Source organism: Variovorax ureilyticus (assembly GCF_050632185.1).
In the GTDB taxonomy this organism is placed as follows: domain Bacteria; phylum Pseudomonadota; class Gammaproteobacteria; order Burkholderiales; family Burkholderiaceae_C; genus Variovorax; species Variovorax ureilyticus_A.
Window position 1 is genome coordinate 1,862,494 of sequence record NZ_CP192579.1, and the last position, 21,241, is coordinate 1,883,734.

Below are 21,241 nucleotides of genomic sequence, written 5' to 3' on the forward strand. Positions count from 1 at the left end.
TCGGAAGAAAAGGATGAAGACCCGGTCGCCGTGATCGCTGTGCGGCGAGTGGGGGAATTTTTCCCTTCGTGCGGCAGCGCGCCTTACTTGAAGTCCGCGCCTTTTGTCCGATCGTCCTGCGTTGCGGGCGGATCGGTTTGCGGGGTGACCCATGAGCCAGGACACGCTCTCTGACGTGCTGCGCGGCGTGCGGCTTCGCGGCGCGGTGTTCTTCAGCGTCAGCGGCACCAGCGACTGGGCCGCGGAGGCGCCGCCCGCCCGCGAGCTCGCGCCCGTGCTGATGCGCGGCGTCGATCACGTGATCGAGTACCACGCGGTCGCCAGGGGCAGTTGCTGGGCCGGCATTCCCGGTGGACCTTCGGCGCATCTTCTGGCCGGCGACGTCGTCATGTTTCCGCACGGCGACGCCCACGTGGTGTCAAGCGCACCGGGCATGCGCGGCGATGCGGGCCTGGGCTGGTTCCCGGGCGTGGACGGCATCGGCCAGCTTCCGCTGGGCGTGGCCTACAACGGCGCGTGCGTCACCCATTCGGCGTCGCCGGAATGGGCGCCGCATGTCGAGGCCGACGCGGACGTGACCATCGTCTGCGGCTTTCTGGGATGCGACCTGCAGCCCTTCAATCCGCTCATCGATGCGCTGCCGCGCCTCCTGCATCTGCGCGCGAGCGGCGACGGCGCGTGGATCGCGCAGTTCACGCAGCAGGCGGTGTCGGAGTCGCATGCCAGGCGTCCCGGCGGCGAGGCGATGCTGGCCCGGATGAGCGAGATGATGTTCGTCGACGCGGTACGCCGCTATGCCGACAGCCTGCCCACGCAAAGCGCCGGTTGGCTCGCCGGCCTGCGCGACCGCTTCGTCGGGCGCGCACTGGCGCTGATGCACGAGCAGCCCGCGCAGGACTGGACGATCGACGAACTGGGGCGCCAGGTGGGGTTGTCGCGTTCGGCGCTGCACGACCGCTTCGCGCATCTGGTGGGCATCCCGCCGATCCAGTACCTCGCGCAATGGCGGATGCAGGCGGCCGCGCGCCTGCTGCTCGAAACGCGGGCGACGGTGGCGGCGATCGCGCTCGACGTGGGCTACGAGTCCGAGGCCGCGTTTGCGCGTGCCTTCAAGCGGCTGGTCGGCAAGCCGCCCGGGGAGTGGCGCCGCGACCATGACGCGGCGGATGCGGCCTGATCCGGTCAGGCACGCGGAATCATCCAGGCGGTCGATGCAGCGCGCCCCGGCACATGCAGCGCCGCGGTGGCTGCCGGCGTCTCGGCCAGCAGCTTGCCCTTGCGATACACCTTGAGCCGCGTCGCGCGCAGGCGTATCGCCTCCACCGGATCGCGCGCCTGCAGCAGCACGAAGCTCGCGTCGCAGCCCGGCGCCAGCCCGTAGCCTTCGAGGTGGAGGACTTTCGCCGCGTTCGTCGTGATGGCATCGAAGCACTGCCGGATGCCGGCCTGGCTCGTCATCTGCGCCACGTGCAGGCCCATGTGCGCGACTTCGAGCATGTCGCCCGAGCCCATGCCGTACCACGGGTCCATCACGCAATCGTGGCCGAAGGCGACGTTGACGCCGGCCATCATCAGTTCCGGCACGCGCGTCATGCCGCGTCGCTTGGGATAGCTGTCGTGCCGGCCCTGCAGCGTGATGTTGATGAGCGGATTCGCGATCACGCTGACGCCGCTTTCGGCGATGAGCGGCAGCAGCTTGCTCACATAGTAGTTGTCCATCGAATGCATCGAGGTGCAGTGCGAGCCGGTCACGCGTCCGTGCAGCCCGAGGCGCTGCGCCTCATAGGCCAGCGTTTCGATGTGGCGCGAATGCGGGTCGTCCGATTCGTCGCAATGCATGTCCACCAGCTTGCCGCGCTCGGCGGCGATCTCGCACAGCAGCTTCACGCTCGCGGCGCCATCGGCCATGGTGCGTTCGAAATGCGGGATGCCGCCGACCACGTCCACGCCCTTGTCGAGCGCGCGCTTCAGGCTCTCGACGCCGCCCTTTGTGCGCAGCACCCCATCCTGCGGAAAAGCGACCAGCTGAAGATCGAGATACGGCGCCACGCGGCGCTTGACTTCGAGCAGCGCATCGACCGCGAGCAGGCTGGGGTCGCTGGTGTCCACATGGCTGCGGATCGCGAGCAGGCCCTTGGCGACCGCCCAGTCGCAGTACGCCAGGGCGCGTTCGATCAGGGCGTCGGCCGTCAGCAGCGGCTTGAGCTCGCCCCACAGCGCGATGCCTTCGAGCAGTGTGCCGCTTTCGTTGACGCGCGGCAGGCCGTAGCTCAGCGTGGCGTCCATGTGGAAGTGCGGGTCGATGAAATGCGGCGTGACCAGCAGGCCGGCGGCGTCGAGCTTCTGCGCGGCCGGCGCGTCGAGGCCGGGTGTCACTTCGGCGATACAGCCATCGTTCACTGCGATCGACATGCCGGTCCGGCCGTCGGGGAGGGTGGCGTTCTGAACAAGCAGGTCAAGCATCAACGTTCTCCCTTCCGGTACGGTTTCATCAGTGCTTGCGGGTAGCTCGCCTTGCGCGCCACGAGCACGAGCGCAAGGATCGACAGCAGATACGGAAGCATCAGGTAGATCTGGTAGGGCAGCAAGGCGTCGCCCGACTGCTGCAGGCGCAACTGGAGCGCATCGAAGAACGCGAAAAGCAGCGCGCCGAGCAGTGCCTTGCCGGGTCGCCACGATGCGAACACCACCAGTGCGACGCAGATCCAGCCGCGCCCATTGATCATGTGGAAGAAGAAGGCGTTGAACGCCGACAGCGTGAGGAACGAACCGGCGATGCCCATCAGCGCCGATCCGGCCATGATCGCGCCGGTCCGCGTGGCTGCGACCGACACGCCCTGGCCTTCGGCCGCCTGCGGGTTCTCGCCGACCATGCGCACCGCGAGGCCGAGCGGCGTGCGGTAGAGGACGTAGGCGACCGCCGGCACCAGCAGCAGCGCGAACAGGGTCAGCGGCGTCTGCGCGTCCAGCACCGGGATGTGCAGCCATTCCATCGGCGCGAAGGGCGTGACGGTCGGGGGCGTGTTGACCTTCGGAAAGCTCACGCGGTAGCCGTAGTAGCTCAGTGCAGTGGCGAGCAGTGTGATGCCCAGGCCCGACACATGCTGCGACAGTGCGAGCCCCACGGTGAGAAAGGCGTGCAGCAGCCCGAATACCGCACCCGTCAGCGCCGCCACGCCCACGCCCACCCAGAGCGGTGCGCCGGCATAGACCGCCAGCCATCCGGCGAACGCACCCGCGACCATGATTCCTTCGATGCCGAGGTTCAGCACGCCGGCCCGCTCGCACAGCAGGACGCCGAGCGTGCCGAAGATCAGCGGGGTGGCGATGCGCAGCACCGCGACCCAGAACGAGAGGTTGGAAAGAATGTCCGTCAGCTCGGTCATGTCAGTTGATCACAGGGCGGCGCGCCCCTCGCCTCGCATGCAACAAGCCGGGCCCGCGAAGCGAGGGCCGTTCGCGAGATCCCGCGGAACCGGCTTGGCCGGGCCGCCGGGATTGCCCCTGGAAGGGGTGCGGAGCCACACGAAGTGGGCGAGGCTAGGGGTGATCATTTTTTCACACGGTACTGCGTGAGCAGTGTCGCGACCAGCACCGCGATCAGCGACGCGGCGACGATCACGTCCGCGATGTAGGTCGGCACGCCGATCGCACGGCTCATGGTGTCCGCGCCCACCAGCACGCCCGCAACGAAGATCGCCGCCGCGAGCACGCCCAACGGATTGAGCCCCGCGAGCATCGCGATCACGATGCCGCTGTAGCCGTAGCCGGGCGACATGTCCAGTGTCACGTAGCTGGTACGGCCTGCAACTTCGATCGCGCCCGCCAGTCCCGCGAGCGCGCCTGAGATCAGCGCGACCAGCACCACGGTGCGGGTGACCGGCACGCCCGCGAACGCGGCGGCGCGCGCATTCGCGCCCACCGCGCGGATGTCGAAGCCGATCACCGTGTACTTGAAAAGGGCCCAGACGATCGCGGCCAGCGAAGCCGCCCAGAGCAGCCCGGTGTGCACGCGCGTCTGCGCGATCAGCTTGCCCAGTTCGAGGTCCGGCTGCAGCGAGACGCTTTGCGGCCAGCCCATCGCGGTCGGGTCCTTCATCGGCCCGTCGAGCATCGCCGAGACGCCGAGCAGCACGATGAAGTTGATCAGCAGCGTGGTCACGACCTCGTCCACGCCGAGCTTGTTCTTCAACAGCGCGGGACCGAGCAGCAGCAGCGCGCCCGCAATCGCAGCCGCCAGCATCATCAGCGGAAACAGCAGCCACACCGGCAGCTCGAAGCCGGTGCCGCCGTGCATGCCGCCCACCGCGACCGCGGCCAGCGCGCCTGCAAAAAGCTGGCCTTCGGCGCCGATATTGAAAAGGCGTGCCTTGAAAGCGACCGTCGCGGAAAGGCCGGTCAGGATCAGCGGAATCGCGCGGGTGAGCGTCTCGCTCCATGCGAAGACCGAGCCGAAGCCGCCCTTGAGCAGCAGCGCGTAGGTGCGGCCTACCGGCGCTCCGGCCCAGAGCACGAGCAGGGTGCTCACCAGCAGCGTGAATGCGATCGCGCCGATCGGTGCGACCAGCAGCGCGGTGCGGGAGATCTCATGGCGGCGTTCCAGCCTCATGCCTTCGATCCCGCCATCGCCAGGCCGATCGCTTCGCGCGTCCAGGCGGAGGCCGCGCGGGGCTCGCCGAGATGGCCGCAGTGCATGACCGCGACGCGATCGCCGAGCGTGAGCACCTCGTCGAGGTCGTCCGAGATCAGCAGCACCGCGGCGCCCGCATCGCGTGCAGCGACCAGCTGCTGTTGCACGTAGGCGACCGCCCCGATGTCGAGGCCCCAGGTCGGCTGGTGCGCGACGATGAGCCGCGCGAGCCGGTTCTGCGCCGCGACCGACGCCGGCGCCAGCAGCGCACGCCCGAGGATCAGCTTCTGCATGTTGCCGCCCGAGAGCGACCGTGCCGGCGATTCCAGCCCGCCGCCACGCACGTCGTAGGCCTTCTCGACGGCCTGCGCGTGCGCCTTCGCGGCGCCGCGCCGCACCCAGAACCGCCAGCGCGAGAAGGCGCGGCTGCGCAGGCGCTCGGAGACTGCGTTCTCCCACACCGGCAGGTCGCCGATCACGCCGACCGCATGGCGGTCCTCGGGAATGCGCGCGACGCCGCGCAGCGCCAGCCGAGCGGGCGAGGGCGGAAGGTCGCGCCCCATGAGCCTGACCGTGCCTGCAGTCGCGCCGCGCGTGCCGCTCAGCAATTCGGCGAGCGCGACCTGCCCATTGCCGGAAACCCCCGCGATCGCGGTGATCTCGCCGGCGCGCAGCGTGAGCGTCACATCCTGCAGCCGATCGTGGCCGTCGCCATCGGTGCGCACATGGTCGAGAACACACACCGCATCGCCGACGCGTTTGGCGGGTCTGCGCGCGGTGCCTGCTATCGCATGCCCGACCATCCACAGCGCAAGCTGGGCCTGCGTCGTGTCGCGGGTGTGCGCCTCGGCGACCAGCCTGCCGCCGCGCAGCACCGCGATGCGGTGCGACACGCGCATCACCTCGGTGAGCTTGTGGCTGATGAAGATGATCGACAGGCCCTGCGCGACCATCTGCGAGAGCGTTCCGAACAGGGCCTCGCTCTCCTGCGGCGTCAGCACCGCCGTGGGCTCGTCGAGGATCAGGACGCGCGCATCGCGGTACAGCGCCTTGAGGATCTCCACGCGCTGGCGTTCGCCGACCGACAGGCTGCCCACCATCGCATCCGGCTGTACCGGCAGCCCGAAGCGCCGGGCCACGTCCAGCAGCTTGGCGCGTGCCGCGGAACGCCGCGAGAACGGCTGCCAGAGCGATTCGGTGCCCATCATCACGTTGTCGAGCACGCTCAGGTTGTCGGCCAGCGTGAAGTGCTGGTGCACCATGCCGATGCCTGCGGCCAGCGCCGCCTTCGGATTGCCCGGCGCGAGCGGCCGCCCGAAGGCTTCGATATGCCCCGCATCGGCCACGTAGTGCCCGAACAGGATCGACATCAGCGTGGACTTGCCCGCGCCGTTCTCGCCGAGCAGTGCGAGCACCTCGCCCGGCTGCAGGTCGAGCGAGATGTCGTCATTGGCCACCAGCGCGCCGAAGCGCTTGGTGATGCCGCGCAGCGACAGGACCGTCACTGGCGGCGTCCCGTGCCGCTCACTTGGCCGTCGACTTGGGTTGGCTGTCGTCCACCTTCACCGTGAACTTGCCCGAGAGGATGTCAGCCTGCCCGGCCTTGACCTTGGCGACGATGTCCGCCGGCACCTTCGGCTCGAACGTGCCCAGCGGCGCGAGTTCGGAGCCCTTGTACTTCATCGTGGAGAACTGGCCGTAGTCCTCCGCCGTGAACTTGCCTTCCTTGACCAGCTTGATCGCGCGGTCGGCCGAGGGCTCGAAGTTCCACAGCGCCGACGCGACCACGGTGTTGGGGTACTTGTCCTGCGTGTTGATCACGTTGCCGATGGCGAGCTTGCCGCGCTCCTTGGCCGCGTCGCTGACCCCGAAGCGCTCGGCATACATCACGTCGGCGCCCTTGTCGATCATCGCGAAGGCGGCTTCCTTGGCCTTCGGCGGATCGAACCAGCTGTTGATGAAGCTCACGCTGAACTCGACCTTCGGGTTCACTTCCCTGGCACCGGCCATGAAGGCATTCATCAGCCGGTTGACCTCGGGAATCGGGAAGCCGCCGACCATGCCGATCTTGTGGGACTTGGTCATGCCGCCCGCGACCATGCCCGACAGATAGGCGGGCTCCTGGATGTAGTTGTCGAACACCGAGAAGTTCGGCGCCTGCGGCTTGAGCGAGGATCCCATCACGAAGGCCGTCTTCGGGAAGTCCTTCGCGACCTTGCGCGCAGCCGCCTCGACGCCGAAGACCTCGCCGAAGATGAGCTGGTTGCCCGCCTGCGCGTATTCGCGCATCACGCGCTCGTAGTCCGCGTTGGCGACGTTCTCGGTCGCGGTGTACTCGATCTCGCCGCGCGCCTCGGCCGCCTTCAGCGCCTTGTGGATGCGCCCGACCCATTGCTGCTCGAAGGGCACGGTGTACACCGCCGCCACCTTGAGCTTGGCCTGCGCAAGCGCAAGACCCGGTGCACCGGCTGCGAGCGCGGCGGCGAGGGCGACTGAACGGACGATCATCTGGCGGCGTGGATTCAAAGTGCTTCTCCTCGAGTAAAGAATATTTTGTCGGATCACAACCGAATCGCGAGACACCGCGGAACCGGCTTCGCCGAGCGGCCGGTGTCGCCCCCGGTAGGGGGCGAAGCGACACGAAGTGCGCGCAGCCTGGGGGCGAGCTCATTTCGTGCCGAAGATCCTGTCGCCGGCATCGCCGAGGCCCGGCAGGATGTAGCCGTGGCTGTTGAGCTCGCGATCGATCGCGGCGGTGTAGATCGGCACGTCGGGATGCGCCTCCTGCATCGTCTTGATGCCCTCCGGGCAGGTCAGCAGGCAGACGAACTTGATCGACTTCGGGTTGAGTTCCTTCAGACGTTCCACCGCCGCGACGGCCGAATTGCCGGTGGCCAGCATCGGGTCGACCACGATCGCGTCGCGCTCTTCCATGCCGCTGGGCATCTTGAAGTAGTACTCCACCGCGGTCAGCGTCTTCGGGTCGCGGTACAGGCCGATGTGGCCGACGCGCGCGCCGGGGATGATGCTCAGCATGCCGTCGAGGATGCCGGTGCCCGCCCGCAGGATCGAGACCAGCACCACCTTCTTGCCGTCGATGACCTTGGCGTGCATGGTCTCCAGCGGGGTCTCGATCTCGATGTCCTGCATCGGCATGTCGCGCGTGACCTCGTAGGCCATCAGCATGCTGATTTCGTTGAGCAGCCGGCGGAAGCTGTTGGTGCTGGCCTCCTTGCGGCGCATGAGCGTGAGCTTGTGCTGGACGAGGGGATGGTCGAGGAGATGGACGTTGCTCATGGTGATTCGAGGGGCGCGCCGTGGCGCTCTTGTCGTTGTGAAAAAGGTGTTGAAGTCTAGAAGACCGTGCCGTCGCTCACGATCCGCAATGGTGGTGCGCCCTCACGCAAGCGCTGTGCCATCACACGCCCGGCCGCCCAGGTGCCGCCTTCGAGCATGCGCGCGAGCGGCAGCTCGTCGTCTTTCTTGCCGAGCACCTTGCACACCACGGGCACCAGTTCGTCGAGCAGGGCGATCGTCAGTGCGCGCCATTCGACGATGAATTCATCGCCCACCATCCATTCGCGTGCGAGGAAGGCCGGGTCCTTGGGCACGATCAGGCCGGTGTCGATCAGCAGGCCGCCGTTGCGGTATTCGGGCAGCGCCGTGAGCGCATCGACGTGCCGCACCTTCACGCCCGCCCACTCGAAGGGCTCGAGCAGCGAGTAGGTGAGCCACTGCGAGAGCTTGTGGAAGGGCATCCAGCCCTTGGTCAGCCCCGGCCCCTGCACGGCGCTGTGGCGCCAGCAGTCGCCCAGCGCAAAGGCGGGGTCGCCGGTGCCGACCGCGTCGCTGCCGTCGGCCGCGATGCTGTCCACCGCATTGGATGCCGGCCAGATGCTCGACAGCGAATCGAGCAGCAGCGAGAGGATGTCGTGCGCACGGATCTCCGCGGTCGGCGGCGCGACCGGACCGTGCGGCGAGACCAGCGCGTCGAAGATGCCGCCGGGCCGGCCGTCGTCGCCGAAGTACTCCGGCTGCTCGCCCATCGCTTCGCCGAGGCGGCGCAGCAGCGTGGCACGGCCCGCGAGGCCGACCAGCGGGTTGAAGGTGCTGACCTGGAAGGCATCGCCGAGCCGGTCGGTGACGAGCGCGCGCAACCCGGCCGCATCGGCCTGGAAGGGATGTGTCGGGTTCGACGAGAACAGCCCGCTCGTGAACGCATGGAAGCTCGCCACGCCCAGGCCTTCGGAGCGCGTGTAGCGCTGGCCGGTGGCCGGTTCCACGTAATGCCAGTCGGGCCCGGCGCCGGCGTCGAGCAGAACGCTGACCAGTACCAGATCGATGTGCGCGCGGGCGCGCTGGGTGGCGTCGATCGGACCCAGCAGGTCGTCGAGCATCCCCACGCGGTTGATGCCGCCCGCCTCGAAGTGCCGCCAGCGGCTGTGATAGGGGATCGGATTCCACGGATAGCGGTCGCGCGTGACTTCACCGATCGTGCGCGCGGTGTCTTCGAGCACATCGGCGTTGCCGATGGTGAACCACTGCGATTCGCCGGCCCGCGCACGCGCGAGCAGCATCGCCGCGCGGCTGCGGATCGCGGTGGTGGTGCGCAGGTAGGCGGCCGCGCCGGCGGGCTGGTCGGTGTCGAGGTCGAACTCGACGGTGGGGTCGACATGCCCCTCGGCATCCGCGCTCTGCACGGCCGCGTTGCGCGTCGGCCGGTCGGGATTGAGCCCGTAGTTGTCTTTGCTCATTGGTCGAGTCCCCGGCCCTTGGCCTTCTTGAGTTCCTCGGCGTCAGGTACCACCCCGGGCGTGAAGTAGCCGGCCGCCATCTTGGCGTCCATCTCCACGCGCGCGTCGGCGGGGATCAGCTCGTCGGGGATGTTGATGCGTTCGCCGATCTCGATGCCCGAGCCCACGATGGCGTCGAACTTCATGTTGCTCATCGAGACCAGCCGGTGGATCTTGCGGATGCCGAGCCAGTGGAAGACGTCCGGCATCAGTTCCTGGAAGCGCATGTCCTGCACGCCGGCCACGCATTCGGTGCGGGCGAAGTACTGGTCGGCGGTGTCGCCGCCGACCTGGCGCTTGCGGGCGTTGTAGACCAGGAACTTGGTGACCTCGCCGAGCGCGCGGCCTTCCTTGCGCGAGTAGGCGATCAGGCCCACGCCGCCGCGTTGCGCGCCGCGGATGCACTCCTCGATGGCATGCGTGAGATAGGGCCGGCAGGTGCAGATGTCGGAGCCGAAGACGTCCGAGCCGTTGCACTCGTCGTGGATGCGCGCGGTGAGTTCGACTTCCGGGTTCGCGAGATCGCGCGGGTTGCCGAAGATGTAGAGCGTCTGCCCGCCGATGGGCGGCAGGAAGACTTCGAGGTCGGAGCGCGTCACCAGCTCGGGGTACATCCCGCCGGTCTCCTCGAAGAGCACGCGGCGCAGGTCGGTCTCGGAGCAGCCGAAGCGCTTGGCGACGCCCGGCAGATACCACACGGGCTCGATCGCCGCCTTGGTGACCATCGCCGCGCCGCCCGGCGTGAGGAACTTGCCGTCGGCCACGAGGCGGCCCTTGTGCAGCGCCTCGATGACCTCCGGAAGAATGACATGCGCCTTGGTGATCGCAATCGTCGGGCGGATGTCGTAGCCGGCCGCGAGCTCGGTCGCGAAGACGTCGGCGACCAGTGCGCCCCATGGATCGAGCGAGACGATGCGGCCGGGTTCGCTCCATTGCGGATACGGGCCGATCGCGTCGGTGGGCGCGGTGTTGGTCAGGTCGGCCTTGTGGTTCGGCGACAGCGCGCCGGCCGCCACGGCCAGCGCACGGTACACGCTGTAGGAGCCGCTGTGCGTGCCGATCACGTTGCGGTGCGCGCGCTTGGTCGTGGTGCCGACCACGGGTCCGCGCTCGACGGCGGTGGGGGCGCCCCAGTGGATCGGCAGTGCGCCGGAAAGTCCGGCGTGCGATGTCAGGCGGATGTGCTTGCGCGGGGCCTGCGATCCGGGGGGCGGCGCGGCAGTTGCGTCAGGTGAGGGCTGGGAAGACGCGGAAACGGTGGGAGAGGAAGGAGTCGGAACGGTGTCAACAGACATTGCAGGCCCTCAAAAAACACAATGTATCGAGGGCTCCCGCAACTGGCAAGCCGGGGCATACGCCATTCGCCGTAAGCTGGCGGCAGGCGTCGGCGCACGTCAGGCAATGCCCAGCGGGCGGTCCAGCGCGAGCGTGCCGCCGCCGCGTCCGGCCAGGTAGAGCAGCAGGGCGGCCCACGACAGATGAGTGGGCCATGCGTCGGGGTAGACGAAGATCTCGATGACCAGCGTCATGCCCAAGAGGGCCAGCGCCGACAGCCGCGTGAAGAGGCCGAGCACCAGCAGCACCGGAAAGAGATGCTCCGCATAGGCCGCGAGATGCGCCGCGATTTCGGGGGGAATCAACGGCAGCTTGTATTCGGTGCGGAACAGCGCATAGGCGCCATCGGTGAGCGTGAGGAAGCCTTCGACCTTCGTCCGGCCCGACATGAAGAAGATCGCGGCGATGCCTAACCGGCTCGCCAGCGCCAGCACGTCATGCGACACGATGCGCGTGAGCCAGGCCGCCAGCTTGTTCCAGCGTGCGCGCACGCCATGGTCTTCGTTCGTGCCTTCGTGCAAGGGGATCGCGGGATGGATGTTCATGATGTGCCTTCGAAGGAGGGGTGGAGGACGCAGGAGGTGAGAGCGCCAGCGCGCAGCAGCGATTCGAGGAGGGCTGCCAGATCGGCATCGGGGTTCGTGCGCAAGGCCTGCTCGGCCGCATCGGCGAGCGGCAGCCCGCACGCGCAGGCATCGAGGAAGGCGCAGCCGGGTTCATCGAGCAGGGCGGCCTGCACGCCGTCGCGTGGGCGCGTGATCAGGGCGCCTTCGCCGTGCCACGCGATGTCGTCGGCGGCGCGGTCGGCGTCATCGGTGCGGTTGCGCCGCCAGATGCTGAACACCGGGTGATCGGCGAACCATGCCCAGCGCGCAGCCGGATGCGGCGCGACGACGAGCCGGGCCAGTGCCTCGGATTCGCATCGCGCAAGCCAGGCCGCATCGAGTGGTTCCGCATCCGCCGCGACATGCGCCTGGCACCACATCGCATCGAGCCGCGCGACGCCGGGCAGGTACACGAGATCCGTGGCGGGCCCGAAGCCTGCAAGAAAGGCTTCGAACCTGTCGCCGTAGTGCATCAGGCGGCCATCGCGGGGCGGGTCGGCGGCCACATGCAAGGCCGCTGCCGCACGGAACCATTCGCCGCCGACCAGCCGCGCCACGGTGGGGAAGTTGGATTCGAGCGCATCGATGCAGCCCTTCATCACCGTGTTGCGATACACGGTGAAGGCCGGCTGGCCGATGCGCGCCTGCACCGCAGGGTCTGCGATGTCCTCGGACGCCAGCAGGGCTGCGGCGAAGGCCGATTGGAAATGGCCGAGCGAGGATGTCATGCGGAGGCCTCCTCCGGTTGCAGCAAGCGGCGCAGCATCGCATCGGCATGGCTGCGTTCGGCCATGAGCACATCGAAGGCCGGCAGGTTGCCATCGCGTTCGATCAGGGTCGGACGCGGACCGGCCCGTTCGATGAACCGGCGGTACAGCGCCCACACTTCGGGCGCGATCGGCGCGTCATGCGAATCGATGAGCAGCGCTTCACCGTGCGCCGGGTCGCGGCTGTGGCCGGCCAGATGCACTTCGGCGACCTGCGCTGCCGGAAAGCGGTCGAGCCATTCGTGCGCGGCGTACCCCAGGTTGCATGCCGAGACGTGGACGTTGTTGATGTCTAGCAGCAGCGAGCAGCCCGTTCGGTACGCCAGCTCGGCGAGAAAGTCGACCTCGTCCCATGTGTGCGCATCGAGGCGCAGGTAGTGCGAGGGGTTCTCGATGGCGATCGGCCGCTTCAGCCGCTCCTGCGTGCACTCGATGTTGCGCGCGATGCAATGAAGCGCTTCGGTCGTCCGGGGGAATGGCAGCAGGTCGGGAAAATGCTGCCCGTTCCATGCCGACCAGGCCAGGTGTTCGGACACCAGCACCGGCTCGATGCGTTGCGTGAGCGCGGCCAGCCGCTCAAGGTGCGCCGCATCGGGCTTCGCATCGCCCGCCAGCGACAGCGAGACGCCGTGCAGCGACACCGGATGCCGTGCGCGGATCGCATCGAGCCAGCGAAGGCGCGGGCCGCCCGCCACCATGTAGTTCTCGGGATGCACCTCGAACCACAGGCCATCGCTGCGGTCGCACAGCGCCGCATCGAAATGCTGCGGCTTGAGCCCGAGACCTGTCGTGATCGTGACGGACATGGTGGCAGCCTTCGATGACGATCGGATCAGGACTTGATCGGCGTCAGCGAGCCCATGCCCTTGGGCGTCTGGATCGAGGTGCAGGTGCCGGCGGGCACGTTGCGCCACGAGTTGCCCTGGTAGTCCATCTTCGACGTGCCGGCGCAGGTGGTGCCGGGGCCGGCTGCGCAGTCGTTCTTGCCGGCCATCGAGACGCCGTAGCACTTCTCGACCTTTGCCATCGCGTCGTCCATCGGCTTCTTGTCCTGGGCCATGGCGGAAGAGGCGGCGAGGGCGCCGAGTGCGAGAGCGGTGATTGCGAGGGGACGAGTGATCATGGACATGCTCCAGTGGGTTGGGTAAGGGTTTCAACCACGCCGCGCGGCGCGGTCGTCTCTACTTCGCCGCCGGGGCCCGCGCAGTTACAGCTCGGGGCACAATCCGCCGGATTTCTTTTTGCACGGGGCTGTAACCGGCGGAGCCGAAAGCACGAATGACCCAAGGGAATCCGTTGGCAAGGAGCGAGGCCGAGATTGCACTGCGCGACCTTTTTCTGCGCGGGCTGGACGGCGACGAAGCGGCCTATCGCGCCTTTCTGCAAAAGCTCGGCGCGCACCTGCGCGCGTACCTGGCCAGGCGGCTCTTCGGCTGGCCCGATGATGTGGAAGATCTCGTCCAGGAATGCCTGCTCGCCATGCACAACCAGCGCCATACCTACCAGAGCGACCAGCCGCTGACGGCCTGGGTGCATGCGATCGCGCGCTACAAGATGATCGACCTGCTGCGCGCCAAGTCCGCGCGCGAAGCGCTGCACGAGCCGCTGGATGACGACCTGGCCGTGTTCGCCGAGTCCGCCACCGAATCCAGCGATGCGCGACGCGATCTGACCGGGCTGCTCGACACCTTGCCGGACCGCCACCGGCTGCCGATCCTGCACGTCAAGCTCGAAGGCCTCTCGGTCGCGGAGGCGGCGAAGCTGACCGGGATGTCCGAATCGGCGGTCAAGGTCGGCATCCATCGCGGCCTCAAGGCGCTGGCGCTCAGGATCAAGGGGGCCGTGTGAAGACCGACGACCTCATCGACATGCTCGCGGCCGGCGCGGCGCCGGTGCCCAGGCACGCGGCTTCGCACCGACTGGCCGTGGCCCTTCTGGCCGGGCTTCCCGTATCCCTTGCCATCATGCTGCTGGTGTTCGGCGTGCGGCCCGACCTCGGCGATCGTGGTGACATGGCCGATGTTCTGGATGCGGCTGCTGTTCCCAGTCTGCATTGCGATCGCCGGTTTCGTGATCGTGCACCGTCTTGCTCGGCCCGGTGTGCGCGTCGGCGGCGCATGGCTCTGGCTGGCTGCGCCGGTCGCCGTGGTCTGGACGCTGGCGGCAGTGGTCTTCGCCTCTGCGCCCGAGGCGCAGCGTCCCGCGATGATCTGGGGCCAGACCTGGCGGACCTGCGCATTGAACATAGCGCTGATCTCCGTGCCGGTGTTCGTCGGCGCGCTTGCGGCCCTGAAGGGGCTCGCGCCGACGCGGCCGGCCCTTGCCGGTGCGGCCGCCGGTGCCATGGCGGGCGCGGCGGGCGCGGCCGTGTATGCGCTGCACTGTCCCGAGATGGCGGCGCCGTTCCTGGCGATCTGGTATGTGGCGGGGATTGCGCTGCCTGTGGTGGCGGGGGCGCTCATCGGCCGCCGCTACCTGCGCTGGTGACCGGCTGGTTCACTCCGGCAGCGGTAGCGCGCTCGTGCACTTGAACTCGTCCAGGCACACGCTGGACCGCACGCCGTCCACGCCGGGCAGCCGCATCAGCTTCTCGATCAGGAACTGCGACAGCCCCTTCAGGTCGCGCGCGATGACCTTCATCACGAAGTCGTAGTCGCCGGTGATCGAGTAGCACTCCAGCACTTCCGGCAGGTCGGTCACCACGTTGGTGAACTTCGACAGGTCGCGGATGTGGCCCTTTTCCATCGCCACGAGGATGAAGGCGACCACGTGCAGGTCGAGCCGGGCCGGGGCCAGGCGCGTCTCGTAGCGGGCGATGTAGCCGGCTTCCTCGAGCCGCCGGTGGCGGCGGTGGCACTGCGCCGGCGACAGGCCGGCGGCCTCGGCCAGCTCCAGGTTGGAGGCCCTGCCGTGCTCCTGCAGGAAGGCCAGGATCTTGCGGTCGATGCGGTCCAGATCGGTCTCGTACAAGATTCATTCCTTGGAAGTTCGATGGAAGAAATTCTATTTCTCGCCTGAGGGTTCGCCCGGGTCTTGGATGAAAGCAGATTTTCTGCGCGAAAGTTCACACTTCTCGCCCTGGAAAGCAGCGAATCGACGTGGCTCACGAGGCTCTTTCGCCGGAGCGCTTTCCTTGATTGAAACCCATCCGACTATTTCCCATCAGGACTTCAACGTGAAACATTCTTTCGTGCGTTCCGCCCTCGGTCTTTTCGCCTTCGCGCTCGCCGGCGCTGCTGCGCCCAGCCATGCTTCCGACAAGACGGTGTCCGTGGCGGTCACCTCGATCGTCGAACACAAGGCCCTCGACGCGGTGCGCGACGGCGTCAGGGACGAGTTGAAGTCCGCCGGCTTCGAAGCCGGCAAGAACCTGAAGTACGAGTTCCAGAGCGCCCAGGGCAACAACGGCACCGCCGCGCAGATCGCGCGCAAGTACGTCGGCGAGCGGCCTGACGTGATCGTCGCCATCGCCACGCCCTCGGCGCAGGCCGTGGTCGCCGCGAGCAAGGACATCCCCGTGGTCTACAGCGCGGTGACCGACCCGGTCGCGGCCAAGCTGGTGAAGAGCTGGGAGGCCTCGGGCACGAACGTGACCGGCGTGTCGGACCTCTCGCCGCTGGACAAGCACCTGGCGCTGATCAAGCGCGTCGTGCCCGGCGCCAAGCGCGTGGGCGTGATCTACAGCCCGGGCGAGGCCAACTCGGTCGCGATCGTCGAGGCGCTGAAGAAGGCGATGCCCGCCGCCGGCCTCACGCTCGTGGAAGGCGCCGCCGCGCGCACCGTCGACGTCGCGAGCGCCGCGCAGAGCCTGGTCGGCAAGGTGGATGTGATCTACGCGCCGACCGACAACAACGTCATGTCGGCCTTCGAGGGCATCGTGAAGGTGGCCCAGCAGGCCAAGATCCCGGTGGTGGCGGCGGACACCGACGCGGTCAAGCGCGGCGCGGTCGCGGCGCTGGGCCTCAACTACTACGACATCGGCCATCAGACCGGCAAGATCGTCGTGCGCATCCTGCAGGGCCAGGCGCCGGGCACGATCGCCTCGCAGACCAGCGACAACTTCGAGCTGCACGTCAATCCGGCCGCGGCCGAGAAGCAGGGCGTGACGCTCTCGGACGAGCTCGTCAAGTCGGCGCAAGTCGTGGTCAGGTAAGCACGGCACGCGCTCGCGGAGGCTCGCTCCATGTCACTCATCGCTTCGCTCGGCGCGATCGAGATCGGTCTGATCTTCGGACTGGTCGCGCTCGGCGTCTACCTGTCGTTTCGCATCATCAACTTCCCGGACCTGACGGTCGACGGCAGCTTCCCGCTGGGCGGTGCCGTCGCCGCGGCGCTGATCGTGGCGGGGTGGAATCCCTTCGCCGCGACCGGCGCGGCCATCGCGGCCGGCGCGCTGGCCGGCTGGCTCACCGCGTGGCTGAACGTGCGGCTGCGCATCATGCAACTGCTCGCCAGCATCCTGGTGATGATCGCGCTGTACTCGGTCAACCTGCGCGTCATGGGCAAGCCCAACGTGGCGCTGATCGACGAGCCCACGGTGTTCAGCATGCTCGCCTTCGGCGGCATGCCGGACTACCTGCTCAAGCCGCTGGTGCTGCTGGCCATCGTGATCGCGGTCAAAGTGCTGCTGGACCTGTTCTTCGCGTCCGAAGCGGGCCTCGCGATGCGCGCCACCGGCGGCAATCCGCGCATGGCGCGGGCGCAGGGCATCTCGACCGACCGCCAGACCATCATCGGACTGGCGCTGTCGAACGGGCTGGTCGCACTGGCCGGCGCGCTCTTCGTGCAGAGCCAGGGCGGTGCGGACATCTCGATGGGCATCGGCACCATCGTGGTCGGGCTCGCGGCGGTGATCATCGGCGAGACCATCCTGCCGGCGCGCAGCCTGGTCGTGACCACGCTGGCCTGCGTGCTCGGCGCGGTGCTCTACCGCTTCTTCATCGCGCTGGCGCTCAACAGCGATTTCATCGGTCTGAAAGCACAGGACCTGAACCTGGTGACGGCCGTGCTCGTCGCGTTCGCGCTGCTGGTTCCGGCCTGGAAGCGCAAGCTACCGGCGCGCCGCGCGGCCGCGCGGACCGTTTCTCCGATTGCTCCCAAGGGGGTTCGCTGATGTTGCACGCCAAAGGTCTCGAAATCACCTTCAACCCCGGCACGCCGATCGAGAACCGCGTGTTGCGCGGGCTGGACCTGAAGATCCCGACGGGTCAGTTCGTCACCGTGATCGGCTCCAACGGCGCGGGCAAGTCGACCTTCCTGAATGCGGTCAGCGGCGACCTGATGGTCGACCGCGGCACGATCCACATCGACGGCGAGGATGTCACGCGACGTGCCGCATGGCAGCGCTCGGACCTGGTGGCGCGCGTGTTCCAGGACCCGATGGCCGGCACCTGCGAGGCGCTGACGATCGAAGAGAACATGGCGCTGGCCTGGAAGCGCGGTGCGCGCCGCGGTTTCGGCCTGTCGCTGACGCGGAGCCTGCGCGAGTTCTTCCGCGAGAAGCTCAGCATCCTCAACCTCGGCCTGGAGAACCGGCTGGCCGACCGCATGGGCCTGTTGTCGGGCGGACAGCGGCAGGCGGTGAGCCTGCTGATGGCCTCGCTGCAGCCGTCGCGCATCCTGCTGCTCGACGAGCACACCGCGGCGCTCGATCCGAAGACCGCCGCCTTCGTGCTGGAGCTCACCGCCCGCATCGTCGAGGCCGGCAAGCTCACCGCCATGATGGTCACGCACAGCATGCGGCAGGCGCTGGACTATGGCACCCGCACCGTGATGCTGCACGAGGGCCGCGTGATCCTCGACGTTGCGGGTAAGGGGCGCACCGGCATGGATGTACCCGACCTGCTCGACATGTTCGAGAAGACCCGCGGCGAGAAGCTCGATGACGACAAATTGCTTCTAGCCTGAACCCAACGAATTCTGAGAGATAGAGATGAAAGAACTCCTCACCCGCTTCGAGAACAAGGCCCCCGAGATCGTCTTCGAATGGCACGACGCCGAAACGCCCGCCAAGGGCTGGGTCGTCATCAATTCGCTGCGCGGCGGCGCTGCCGGCGGCGGAACGCGCATGCGCGCCGGGTTGGACCGGCGCGAGGTCGAATCGCTGGCCAAGACCATGGAGGTCAAGTTCAGCGTGTCCGGCCCGGCCATCGGCGGTGCGAAGTCGGGGATCGACTTCGACCCGGCAGACCCGCGCAAGAACGAGGTGCTGCGGCGCTGGTACAAGGCGGTGACGCCGTTGCTCAAGACCTACTACGGCACCGGCGGCGATCTCAACGTCGACGAGGTGCACGAGGTGATTCCGATCACCGAGAGCTATGGCCTCTGGCATCCGCAGGAGGGCGTGGTCAACGGGCATTTCGCGCCCAGCGACAGCGAGCGCATCCAGAAGGTCGGCCAGCTGCGCATGGGCGTGGCCAAGGTGGTGGAAGACCGCCAGTATTCGCCCGACATCGCGCGCAGGTACGTGGTGGCCGATCTGATCACCGGCTGGGGCGTGGCCGAGTCGGTGCGGCACTACTACCGGCTGTACGGGGGCAGCGTCGCCGGCAAGCGCGTCATCGTGCAGGGCTGGGGCAATGTCGGCTCCGCCGCCGCGTACTACCTGGCGCAGGCCGGCGCGAAGGTGGTCGGGATCATCGACCGCGAGGGCGGGCTGCTGAATCCGGAAGGCTTCAACTTCGAGCAGGTTCGCCAGCTTTTCCTGGAAAAGAAAGGCAACCAGCTGTCGGCGAAGTACATGCTGCACTTCGACGAAATCAACAGCCTTGTCTGGAGCGCGGGCGCCGAGATTTTCCTGCCCTGTGCCGGCTCGCGGCTCGTGACGCGCAAGCAGGTCGAGGCGCTGGTCGAAGGCGGGCTCGAGGTGGTGTCCAGCGGTGCGAACGTGCCCTTTGCCGACAGCGAGATCTTCTACGGCCCGATCTACGAACAGGCCGATTCGCAGGTCGCGGTGATCCCCGACTTCATCGCCAACTGCGGCATGGCGCGCGCGTTCGCGTTCTTGATGGAGGGCGACGCGGAAGTGTCCGATGCGGCGATCTTCGGCGACGTGTCGGCCACGGTGGCTTCGGCGCTCGCGCGTTGCCATGCACGTTCGAGCGGCCGCACCGGAATCGCGCGCACGGCTTTCGAGAACGCGCTGACCCAGCTCCTTTAGTCGGCGCCGGTCAGCGCTTCTTCGCGCCGAAGATGCCGCCGAGGACGCCGCGCAGGATCTCCTTGCCGACGGTCGTGCCCATGGTGCGCATCGCGGACTTGGCCATGGTCTGCGCGAGGCCGTCGTGCCGGCCGCCGCGCGGACCGACCGAGCCGAACAGGATCTCGTTGACGGTGTTCATCACGCCTGCGCCTGCGCCTGCACCCTGCGGCGCCGCCGCGCCGGGTATTGCGGTGCCGGCAACGGGCGCATCGGGAGCGCTGGCGGCGCGGCCCTTGAGCTTCTCATAGGCCGATTCGCGGTCGACGCCTTTCTCGTAGACGCCGGCCACCAGCGAATTGGCGATCAGCGCCTGCCGCTGCGCGGGGTGATCGGCCCGATCTGGCTGCCGGGCGGCAGCACGTACACGCGCTCGGTCACCGACGGGCGGCCTTTCTCGTCGAGGAAGCTCACCAGTGCCTCGCCGACCGCGAGTTCGGTGATGGCCTTCTCGATGTCCAGGCCCGGCTTCTGCCGCATCGTGGTCGCGGTCGCCTTCACCGCCTTCTGGTCGCGCGGCGTGAAAGCCCGCAGAGCATGCTGCACCCGATTGCCGAGCTGGGCCAGCACGGAGTCGGGGATGTCCAGCGGGTTCTGCGTGACGAAGAAGACGCCCACGCCCTTGGAGCGCACCAGCCGCACCACCAGCTCGATGCGTTCGACCAGCGCCTTGGGCGCTTCGTTGAAGAGCAGGTGGGCTTCGTCGAAGAAGAACACCAGCTTGGGCTGCTCCGGGTCGCCGATCTCGGGCAGGTGCTCGAACAGCTCCGACAACATCCACAGCAGGAAGGTCGCGTAGAGGCGCGGCGAGTTCATCAGCTTGTCGGCCGCGAGGATGTTCACCACGCCCTTGCCGCCCTCGGTCTGCATGAAGTCGGCGATGTTGAGCATCGGCTCGCCGAAGAACTTGTCGCCGCCCTGGCTTTCGATCTGCAGCAGGCCGCGTTGGATCGCACCGACGCTGGCCGCGCTGATGTTGCCGTACTCGGTGGTGAACTGGCTCGCGTTCTCGCCCACGTACTGAAGCATCGCGCGCAGGTCCTTGAGGTCGAGCAGCAGCAGGCCGTTGTCGTCAGCGATCTTGAACACCAGGTTGAGCACGCCCGACTGGGTGTCGTTGAGGTCGAGCATGCGGCCCAGCAACAGCGGCCCCATGTCGGAGATGGTGGCGCGCACCGGGTGGCCCTGTTCGCCGAACACGTCCCACAGCGTGACGGGGCAGGCGAAGGGTTCGGGCGCATCGATGCCGCGGTCCTTCAGCGAAGCGGCCATCTTCTCGCCGATGCTGCCTTTCTGGCTGATGCCGGTCAGATCGCCCTTCACGTCGGCCATGAACACCGGCACGCCAATGGCGGAGAGCTTTTCGGCGATGGTCTGCAGCGTGACGGTCTTGCCGGTGCCCGTCGCCCCGGTGATCAGCCCGTGGCGGTTGGCCAGACCTGGTAGCAGGTCGCATTCGATCGTGTCGTGGCGGGCAATGAGGAGTGGATCGGCCATGGGTGGATTCCGTTCGTTGCGAGAGCAGCCAGTCTAGCGAAGCGGGCCTCCCTATAATTCAACGAACCCGAGCGACAGTTTTTCACAAGTTCCGGAGTTTTCTTTTGTCATCGACCGCCCAATCCCCCGTTCCCGCCACTGGCGACGCTTCCGAACAGTCCCCCCTGGAGAATGAATTGGCCGTACTTCTGGTCGAGTCGCTCAACCTGGAAGTTGCCCCCTCCGACATCGCACCCACCGCGCCGCTCTATGGCGAAGGCCTGGGTCTCGATTCGATCGACATCCTCGAAGTGGCGCTGGAAGTTTCGCGCAAGTATGGCTTCCAGCTGCGTTCGGACGACGAGCGCAACCAGCAGATCTTCTCGTCGTTGCGCAGTCTCGCGACGCACGTCGCGCAGAACCGCGGCGCATCCTGA

The 21,241-nt window shown here is 67.6% G+C and carries 21 protein-coding genes and 2 pseudogenes; 9 read left to right on the top strand and 14 right to left on the bottom strand.

Translation table 11 applies throughout. From position 1 onward, the window contains the following. Positions 1-151: 151 nt before the first annotated feature. Positions 152-1,177: an AraC family transcriptional regulator gene (locus tag ACQ858_RS09210; protein ID WP_431276394.1), complete on the top strand. Its 1,026-nt coding sequence runs from the start codon at positions 152-154 to the stop codon at positions 1,175-1,177. A 5-nt stretch (positions 1,178-1,182) separates the two neighbouring features. On the opposite strand, the gene ACQ858_RS09215 is transcribed toward ACQ858_RS09210, so the two are convergent. The 12 genes from ACQ858_RS09215 to ACQ858_RS09270 form a co-directional block, all read right to left on the bottom strand. After that, positions 1,183-2,463, bottom strand: a complete 1,281-nt coding sequence (locus ACQ858_RS09215) for an amidohydrolase family protein (protein WP_431276395.1) — start codon at positions 2,461-2,463, stop codon at positions 1,183-1,185. After that, positions 2,463-3,386 (bottom strand): ABC transporter permease, encoded by a 924-nt coding sequence (locus ACQ858_RS09220; RefSeq protein ID WP_431276396.1) that lies wholly within the window; start codon positions 3,384-3,386, stop codon positions 2,463-2,465. Before ACQ858_RS09220 ends, ACQ858_RS09215 begins: the two co-directional genes overlap by 1 nt. 164 nt (positions 3,387-3,550) lie before the next feature. Next, on the bottom strand, positions 3,551-4,609 hold the full coding sequence (locus ACQ858_RS09225) for an ABC transporter permease (protein WP_431276397.1): 1,059 nt from the start codon (positions 4,607-4,609) through the stop codon (positions 3,551-3,553). Next, positions 4,606-6,135: an ABC transporter ATP-binding protein gene (locus ACQ858_RS09230; protein ID WP_431276398.1), complete on the bottom strand. Its 1,530-nt coding sequence runs from the start codon at positions 6,133-6,135 to the stop codon at positions 4,606-4,608. Before ACQ858_RS09230 ends, ACQ858_RS09225 begins: the two co-directional genes overlap by 4 nt. Positions 6,136-6,154: 19 nt before the next feature. Beyond that, entirely contained in the window at positions 6,155-7,138 is a 984-nt protein-coding gene (locus tag ACQ858_RS09235) for a BMP family protein (protein ID WP_431276827.1), read from the bottom strand. 159 nt (positions 7,139-7,297) lie between these two features. Beyond that, positions 7,298-7,927 carry a uracil phosphoribosyltransferase gene (gene upp, locus ACQ858_RS09240; protein ID WP_431276399.1) on the bottom strand — a complete coding sequence of 210 codons (630 nt, stop codon included), beginning with the start codon at positions 7,925-7,927 and terminating at the stop codon, positions 7,298-7,300. Between the two features lie 56 nt (positions 7,928-7,983). After that, complete coding sequence (locus tag ACQ858_RS09245; RefSeq protein WP_431276400.1) at positions 7,984-9,384, bottom strand: DUF1688 family protein; 1,401 nt, start codon at positions 9,382-9,384, stop codon at positions 7,984-7,986. After that, on the bottom strand, positions 9,381-10,718 hold the full coding sequence (locus ACQ858_RS09250) for a GTP cyclohydrolase II (RefSeq protein WP_431276401.1): 1,338 nt from the start codon (positions 10,716-10,718) through the stop codon (positions 9,381-9,383). The genes ACQ858_RS09245 and ACQ858_RS09250 overlap by 4 nt, the downstream gene beginning before the upstream one ends. Positions 10,719-10,817: 99 nt before the next feature. Continuing rightward, positions 10,818-11,303, bottom strand: coding sequence for a DoxX family protein (locus ACQ858_RS09255; protein ID WP_431276402.1), 486 nt, complete (start codon positions 11,301-11,303; stop codon positions 10,818-10,820). After that, on the bottom strand, positions 11,300-12,091 hold the full coding sequence (locus tag ACQ858_RS09260; RefSeq protein WP_431276403.1) for an HvfC/BufC family peptide modification chaperone: 792 nt from the start codon (positions 12,089-12,091) through the stop codon (positions 11,300-11,302). The genes ACQ858_RS09255 and ACQ858_RS09260 overlap by 4 nt, the downstream gene beginning before the upstream one ends. Next, on the bottom strand, positions 12,088-12,936 hold the full coding sequence (bufB, locus tag ACQ858_RS09265; RefSeq protein ID WP_431276404.1) for an MNIO family bufferin maturase: 849 nt from the start codon (positions 12,934-12,936) through the stop codon (positions 12,088-12,090). Before bufB ends, ACQ858_RS09260 begins: the two co-directional genes overlap by 4 nt. 26 nt (positions 12,937-12,962) lie before the next feature. Further along, positions 12,963-13,253, bottom strand: a complete 291-nt coding sequence (locus ACQ858_RS09270) for a BufA1 family periplasmic bufferin-type metallophore (RefSeq protein ID WP_431276405.1) — start codon at positions 13,251-13,253, stop codon at positions 12,963-12,965. A 155-nt stretch (positions 13,254-13,408) separates the two neighbouring features. Between ACQ858_RS09270 and ACQ858_RS09275 the strand changes: the two genes are divergently transcribed. The 3 genes and pseudogenes from ACQ858_RS09275 (at position 13,409) to ACQ858_RS09285 (ending at position 14,617) form a co-directional block, all read left to right on the top strand. Continuing rightward, entirely contained in the window at positions 13,409-13,978 is a 570-nt protein-coding gene (locus tag ACQ858_RS09275) for a sigma-70 family RNA polymerase sigma factor (RefSeq protein ID WP_431276406.1), read from the top strand. A gap of 20 nt (positions 13,979-13,998) precedes the next feature. Then, positions 13,999-14,073: pseudogene (locus tag ACQ858_RS09280) on the top strand (DUF1109 domain-containing protein); the annotation flags it as partial. A 61-nt stretch (positions 14,074-14,134) separates the two neighbouring features. Beyond that, entirely contained in the window at positions 14,135-14,617 is a 483-nt protein-coding gene (locus tag ACQ858_RS09285) for a DUF1109 domain-containing protein (RefSeq protein WP_431276407.1), read from the top strand. A gap of 9 nt (positions 14,618-14,626) precedes the next feature. On the opposite strand, the gene ACQ858_RS09290 is transcribed toward ACQ858_RS09285, so the two are convergent. Beyond that, complete coding sequence (locus ACQ858_RS09290) at positions 14,627-15,100, bottom strand: Lrp/AsnC family transcriptional regulator (protein ID WP_431276408.1); 474 nt, start codon at positions 15,098-15,100, stop codon at positions 14,627-14,629. 205 nt (positions 15,101-15,305) lie between these two features. Between ACQ858_RS09290 and ACQ858_RS09295 the strand changes: the two genes are divergently transcribed. Genes ACQ858_RS09295 through ACQ858_RS09310 form a run of 4 tightly spaced genes read left to right on the top strand, consistent with a single transcriptional unit; the run spans position 15,306 to position 19,289 of the window. After that, positions 15,306-16,283, top strand: a complete 978-nt coding sequence (locus ACQ858_RS09295) for an ABC transporter substrate-binding protein (RefSeq protein WP_431276409.1) — start codon at positions 15,306-15,308, stop codon at positions 16,281-16,283. A gap of 30 nt (positions 16,284-16,313) precedes the next feature. Further along, positions 16,314-17,243: an ABC transporter permease gene (locus ACQ858_RS09300; RefSeq protein WP_431276410.1), complete on the top strand. Its 930-nt coding sequence runs from the start codon at positions 16,314-16,316 to the stop codon at positions 17,241-17,243. Continuing rightward, positions 17,243-18,037 carry an ABC transporter ATP-binding protein gene (locus ACQ858_RS09305; protein WP_431276411.1) on the top strand — a complete coding sequence of 265 codons (795 nt, stop codon included), beginning with the start codon at positions 17,243-17,245 and terminating at the stop codon, positions 18,035-18,037. Before ACQ858_RS09300 ends, ACQ858_RS09305 begins: the two co-directional genes overlap by 1 nt. A 25-nt stretch (positions 18,038-18,062) precedes the next feature. Next, positions 18,063-19,289 carry a Glu/Leu/Phe/Val dehydrogenase dimerization domain-containing protein gene (locus tag ACQ858_RS09310; RefSeq protein WP_431276412.1) on the top strand — a complete coding sequence of 409 codons (1,227 nt, stop codon included), beginning with the start codon at positions 18,063-18,065 and terminating at the stop codon, positions 19,287-19,289. 10 nt (positions 19,290-19,299) lie between these two features. On the opposite strand, the pseudogene ACQ858_RS09315 reads toward ACQ858_RS09310, so the two are convergent. After that, positions 19,300-20,825: pseudogene (locus ACQ858_RS09315) on the bottom strand (helicase HerA-like domain-containing protein). Positions 20,826-20,929: 104 nt separating this feature from the next. On the opposite strand from ACQ858_RS09315, the gene ACQ858_RS09320 reads away from it, so the two are divergent. Then, positions 20,930-21,241, top strand: coding sequence for a phosphopantetheine-binding protein (locus ACQ858_RS09320; protein WP_431276413.1), 312 nt, complete (start codon positions 20,930-20,932; stop codon positions 21,239-21,241).

Coding starts and splice junctions, on each gene's coding strand:
- ACQ858_RS09270 (WP_431276405.1), bottom strand. CDS start 13,253: ATGATCACTCGTCCCCTCGCAATCACCGCTCTCGCACTCGGCGCCCTC.
- ACQ858_RS09210 (WP_431276394.1), top strand. CDS start 152: ATGAGCCAGGACACGCTCTCTGACGTGCTGCGCGGCGTGCGGCTTCGC.
- ACQ858_RS09225 (WP_431276397.1), bottom strand. CDS start 4,609: ATGAGGCTGGAACGCCGCCATGAGATCTCCCGCACCGCGCTGCTGGTC.
- ACQ858_RS09215 (WP_431276395.1), bottom strand. CDS start 2,463: ATGCTTGACCTGCTTGTTCAGAACGCCACCCTCCCCGACGGCCGGACC.
- ACQ858_RS09300 (WP_431276410.1), top strand. CDS start 16,314: ATGTCACTCATCGCTTCGCTCGGCGCGATCGAGATCGGTCTGATCTTC.
- ACQ858_RS09220 (WP_431276396.1), bottom strand. CDS start 3,386: ATGACCGAGCTGACGGACATTCTTTCCAACCTCTCGTTCTGGGTCGCG.
- ACQ858_RS09305 (WP_431276411.1), top strand. CDS start 17,243: ATGTTGCACGCCAAAGGTCTCGAAATCACCTTCAACCCCGGCACGCCG.
- upp (WP_431276399.1), bottom strand. CDS start 7,927: ATGAGCAACGTCCATCTCCTCGACCATCCCCTCGTCCAGCACAAGCTC.
- ACQ858_RS09275 (WP_431276406.1), top strand. CDS start 13,409: ATGACCCAAGGGAATCCGTTGGCAAGGAGCGAGGCCGAGATTGCACTG.
- ACQ858_RS09255 (WP_431276402.1), bottom strand. CDS start 11,303: ATGAACATCCATCCCGCGATCCCCTTGCACGAAGGCACGAACGAAGAC.
- bufB (WP_431276404.1), bottom strand. CDS start 12,936: ATGTCCGTCACGATCACGACAGGTCTCGGGCTCAAGCCGCAGCATTTC.
- ACQ858_RS09310 (WP_431276412.1), top strand. CDS start 18,063: ATGAAAGAACTCCTCACCCGCTTCGAGAACAAGGCCCCCGAGATCGTC.
- ACQ858_RS09260 (WP_431276403.1), bottom strand. CDS start 12,091: ATGACATCCTCGCTCGGCCATTTCCAATCGGCCTTCGCCGCAGCCCTG.
- ACQ858_RS09235 (WP_431276827.1), bottom strand. CDS start 7,138: ATGATCGTCCGTTCAGTCGCCCTCGCCGCCGCGCTCGCAGCCGGTGCA.
- ACQ858_RS09250 (WP_431276401.1), bottom strand. CDS start 10,718: ATGTCTGTTGACACCGTTCCGACTCCTTCCTCTCCCACCGTTTCCGCG.
- ACQ858_RS09245 (WP_431276400.1), bottom strand. CDS start 9,384: ATGAGCAAAGACAACTACGGGCTCAATCCCGACCGGCCGACGCGCAAC.